This is a genomic window from Okeania sp. SIO2B9 (assembly GCF_010672505.1).
GTDB classification, from domain to species: Bacteria; Cyanobacteriota; Cyanobacteriia; order Cyanobacteriales; family Microcoleaceae; genus Okeania; species Okeania hirsuta.
Map to the genome: position 1 here is coordinate 1 of NZ_JAAHGK010000610.1, position 4,454 is coordinate 4,454.

The following is a 4,454-nucleotide window of genomic DNA, read 5'->3' on the forward strand; positions in this document are numbered from 1 at the left end:
TGATAATTCTAATTATTTATGCAGTCCTAGCAGGAACATACCTTTTGGTAATGCCAGCTATAGTCTATGCTTACTTGAATATGCGTTGGTATGTTGTTAGTTCCTTTGAACGAGGCTTTATGTATTTCTTGATGTTCTTCTTCTTCCCTGGTATGTTAGTTTTGTCCCCATTTTTGAACTTTCGCCCCAGACGGCGACAAATTGAAGGTTAATGCGACGAATTGAGGCTATTGGAATAAGTGTCGGTATTTTTGCTGCTGGTGGTATCCTTTACTTGATATTTCAGGTAGTAGGAGTAAATGGTGTAGATGCTGGTATCTGGACACAAGCTGTATTGGTCGGTGGCTTGGTTGCCTGGCTACTAACTTATTTGTTTCGGGTTAGTAATAGTAATATGACCTATAACCAACAGTTAAAGGATTATGAGGAAGCAGTGATCCAAAAGCGTCTGGAAGAAATGACTCCAGAGGAGTTGGCTCAGTTGCAGGCAGAAGTTGAGCAAGAAAGGGCAGCTCAGAATAAGCAGGAATAATTGAAGAAGGCAGAAGGCAGAAGGCAGAAGGCAGAAGGCAGAAGGAAAAATTGCTCATGGATAGTCAACGACCGACCATTTCGTGTCTTACCAAATAACTAAGGTTTAAAGCTTCTCCTTTAAAAGGGAAAAAAGAAAAAATTTTCCTTAAGCTTCAATCCTCTTCTTTTCAAGGAGAGGTAATTATTAATTATTAATTGTTGAAAACCCCAAGCAATTTGAAGTACCCCCGACGGTAGGGTATTAAACCCGCAACAGATTAACGAAGTCAGAAGTTAACCCACCCCTCGCCCCTCCCCCTCCCAGGAGGGGAAGTAGGGGATTTGAGCAAACCTCCAAAAATATTTGGCCTTAAAAGGCGGGGTTGCGCGACCCAATTATTTTGACAAATTATTTATCCAATATTGAAAATTAAAAATGATTTCAGTTTCTCATCGCTTTGAATCTCTACGCAATTCGGAAAATGGTCGCCAGTGTGCTTTTATTCCTTTTATTACGGCAGGCGATCCAGATTTGGAAACTACGGCCAAAGCTTTGGAGGTATTGGATAATAGCGGGGCCGATCTGATTGAGTTGGGTGTGCCCTATTCTGACCCTTTGGCTGACGGTCCAGTAATTCAGGCTGCTGCTACTCGCTCTTTGGGGCGGGGGACTACTTTGGAGTCGGTGTTGGAGGTGGTGCAGACGACGAGCAAGAAGTTGCGATCGCCAATTATTTTGTTTACTTACTATAATCCGATTTTGTCTCGAGGGGTGGAGAGCTTCCTGAAAAAAGTTTATGATGCTGGTGCTAGGGGTTTGGTTGTGCCGGATCTGCCGTTGGAGGAGGCGGATATTTTGTTGAAACCTGCTGCGGATATTGGGGTTGAGTTGACTTTGTTGGTGGCTCCTACTAGCCCAAAAGAGAGAATAGAGGCGATCGCTCGTCAGTCTCAAGGGTTTATTTATCTGGTGAGTGTGACTGGGGTGACGGGAATGCGTAATCAAGTACAGACCCGGGTTGAAGATTTGTTGGTAGAAATGCGAGGGGTGACAGATAAACCTATTGGTGTTGGTTTTGGCATTTCTCAACCGGAACACGCTGTGCAAGTCAAAAATTGGGGGAGTGATGCGGTTATTGTGGGTAGTGCTGTGGTGAAGCGTTTGGCTGAGGGAACGCCGGATGAGGGTTTGGAGGCGATCGGGCAGTTTTGTCGAAGTTTGAAGGGTGCTATTAGTTTATAGTATGGAAGAAGGAAGAAGAAAGAAGGAAGAAGGAAAAATCTTACATTGTTTGAGTTTTAAGCTGTCGATCTATCCTAACCTTTCCTTAGACTACTATATTATTGTTAGAAGAAGTATTTAGTAGAAGTCTGTTTATTGCCTGAAGAATTAAGAAAGATTTTAATTGGAATTTTTGGCATTGCTGATTCTAGGTATGATTTGAGAATTTTGTATTTGGGATTCTGTGTTTTGGATGGCTTTAGTTACTTGTTAATATTAACTGTTCCCTATTCCCTGTTATTTAGTATTTCTAAAAATTGGTCGGATAGTTGTTGAGAAATTTTCTAGATAAAGATTTTTTCCTATCACTTCAGTAGAGCGATCGCTAGTGTCAAATAGATCGTAAAATTGAGAAATAATTAGAAATTTCCAGTTGTTTTATGTAAGCCGTTGTCCGGTAGTAGGGAGAAGTGAAATTATGAATTATCGTCCAATCATTCTAGGAATTGTCGGTGATAGCGCTGCGGGTAAAACTACTTTGACTAGAGGAATTGCTCAAGTCTTAGGGCCAGAAAATGTGACTGTCATTTGTACAGATGACTACCATCGCTATGACCGCAAACAAAGGGCGGAAATAGGTATTACAGCCCTACACCCAGATTGTAACCATCTTGACATAATGCAGCAACATTTGACTCTGCTGCGTACTGGACAAGCAATTCTTAAGCCCATTTATAATCACTCAACGGGAAAATTTGACCCGCCAGAATATATTAAGCCTAGCAAGTTTGTGATTGTTGAAGGACTATTGGGTTATTCGACTAGGGGGGCGAGAGATTGTTACGATGTGAAGGTGTATCTTGCACCACCAGAGGATTTAAGGGCGAAGTGGAAAGTAAAACGGGATACTATGAAGAGGGGATATAGTGAAGAACAGGTTCTCAAAGAGATGGAAAAACGAGAACCAGATTCGGAGGCTTTTATTCGTCCCCAACGCAAGTGGGCAGATGTCGTTGTTACTTTTTATCCTCCTTCAAATGATGAAAATAGCTCTCAACTTCATGTACGCTTGGTGCTTAGGCCAACTATTCCTCACCCAGATTTTCTAGAGATTATTGGCCAAGGTAGCCCTAGTTTTCAGCCAGCAGTGCGCTTGGGGTTAGACCGGGATATGGGTAAACCAGTGGATGTTTTGGAAATTGATAGTCATGCGACTAAGGAACAGGTAAATGAGTTAGAGATGATTTTATGTCAGGATACCCCTTACTTAAGGGATTTTTGTTCGCCGAAAGGAGATCCAGATCTTGGTAAGTTAGTTGGTACAACTGGGGAACTGCTTCAGAGTTATCCTTTGGCTTTGACTCAGTTACTTGTTGCTTATCATATGATTAAGGCAACTAATATTTATCAGTAATATTTAGTTTTTAACTGTCGTATTCTTGTCATATTTTTTATCACTAAAGTTTGGTTGGATCGGTAGATTAAGTATCAGTAAATATTGAAATAGAAACTATGCTGAACAAAATTTCCGCCGAATAATTTTATGACAATTATGCTATCAAATATTATGATGATGTTGTGTTTAAGGGTAAGTGTAATGCACAGCATTTGAATGAAGCTTTCAAAATATTCCATTGACACAATTATCATCAAGACAGGATTTTAGATATAGGTTGTGGAACAGGGTTTATAAGTGGATGATTGCAGGGAAATTTTGAATATATAGGGATTAATATTTCAGCTAATATGCTAGATTATGCAGCCCAAAAAGGAGGCTACAAAAATACGGAATTCTCTTTTCTCTTGCTCCATTGGATATGACTCTGAGACCTTCCCATTGCACCTTACAGGAAGCTCCGAAGAGAGAACTCCGTTCCGCTGTCGCGAACGACAGCTTTTTATCTCCTTAAAAGAGGAGGGTTTAGACCAAAATTTTTCGGTAAAAAATACAAGTCTTGTGGAGAAGTTCTATGGAAGGTTTATATTGTGGTCTAAGAATTAAAACTTTTGTCAGTCTAGTTATATTTTGAAATAGAAATTATGCTGAACAAAATTTCCGCCGAAGAATTTTATGATAAATTTGCTGATAACTATGATGATGCGATCGAAGACTCTAAGTCTAAAGTACAGTATGTAAATGAAGCGCTTAAAATGTTCCAACAACGCAATTACCATCAAGGCAGTGTTTTAGATATAGGTTGTGGAACTGGACTTCTAAGTGGATTATTGCAGGGAAATTTTGAATATACAGGGATTGATATTTCAGCTAAGATGCTAGAATATGCAGCTAAAAGAGGTTATAAAACTATTCATAAACCGATAGAAACTGCTTTAGCTGAAATTGATTCTCAGTCGTATGATTTTGTTTTTTGTTTGGGTTCATTGTATTTTGTTGAAGATGCTGCAACAGCAATTAAGCATATTTATCGCATTGCTCGTAAAAATATTATAATCAGCTTAGATGAGGCAACTGAGGAATTTATTAAAAACGTTGTTGTGCCAGTTTACGACCATTCAAAAATAGTAATTGAAAATGCTATTGAAGATTATTTTATATTAGGTTGGACTTCTCCAACTACAGGTATTCCTATCCGAACTCGGATGATTTATATTGAGCAAAAAAACTAAGGTAATGGTTTAATTAAGGTTTGACATTTAATATGGCCTATTTATCATACTATATAGGATGGTAAATATAAATAAATTTTGAACTATAAAT

At 39.1% G+C, this 4,454-nt stretch carries 5 protein-coding genes; all 5 read left to right on the forward strand.

What is annotated here, in order from left to right; genetic code table 11:
• The first annotated feature begins 2 nt into the window (after nt 1–2).
• The 5 genes from ndhL (at nt 3) to F6K13_RS20090 (ending at nt 4,363) form a co-directional block, all read left to right on the forward strand.
• Nucleotides 3–212, forward strand: a complete 210-nt coding sequence (ndhL, locus tag F6K13_RS20070) for an NAD(P)H-quinone oxidoreductase subunit L (RefSeq protein ID WP_287288158.1) — start codon at nt 3–5, stop codon at nt 210–212.
• Nucleotides 212–532, forward strand: a complete 321-nt coding sequence (locus F6K13_RS20075) for a DUF3007 family protein (protein ID WP_124147584.1) — start codon at nt 212–214, stop codon at nt 530–532. Before ndhL ends, F6K13_RS20075 begins: the two co-directional genes overlap by 1 nt.
• A gap of 417 nt (nt 533–949) precedes the next feature.
• Nucleotides 950–1,756: a tryptophan synthase subunit alpha gene (gene trpA, locus F6K13_RS20080; RefSeq protein WP_124147583.1), complete on the forward strand. Its 807-nt coding sequence runs from the start codon at nt 950–952 to the stop codon at nt 1,754–1,756.
• A 457-nt stretch (nt 1,757–2,213) separates the two neighbouring features.
• Nucleotides 2,214–3,149: a phosphoribulokinase gene (locus tag F6K13_RS20085; protein ID WP_124147582.1), complete on the forward strand. Its 936-nt coding sequence runs from the start codon at nt 2,214–2,216 to the stop codon at nt 3,147–3,149.
• Nucleotides 3,150–3,775: 626 nt separating this feature from the next.
• Nucleotides 3,776–4,363, forward strand: coding sequence for a class I SAM-dependent methyltransferase (locus tag F6K13_RS20090; RefSeq protein ID WP_124155384.1), 588 nt, complete (start codon nt 3,776–3,778; stop codon nt 4,361–4,363).
• Nucleotides 4,364–4,454: the final 91 nt, after the last annotated feature.

What these genes read in the sequence shown, in the direction of transcription:
- F6K13_RS20075 (WP_124147584.1), top strand. Translation starts at nt 212, where the DNA reads ATGCGACGAATTGAGGCTATTGGAATAAGTGTCGGTATTTTTGCTGCT.
- trpA (WP_124147583.1), top strand. Translation starts at nt 950, where the DNA reads ATGATTTCAGTTTCTCATCGCTTTGAATCTCTACGCAATTCGGAAAAT.
- F6K13_RS20085 (WP_124147582.1), top strand. Translation starts at nt 2,214, where the DNA reads ATGAATTATCGTCCAATCATTCTAGGAATTGTCGGTGATAGCGCTGCG.
- F6K13_RS20090 (WP_124155384.1), top strand. Translation starts at nt 3,776, where the DNA reads ATGCTGAACAAAATTTCCGCCGAAGAATTTTATGATAAATTTGCTGAT.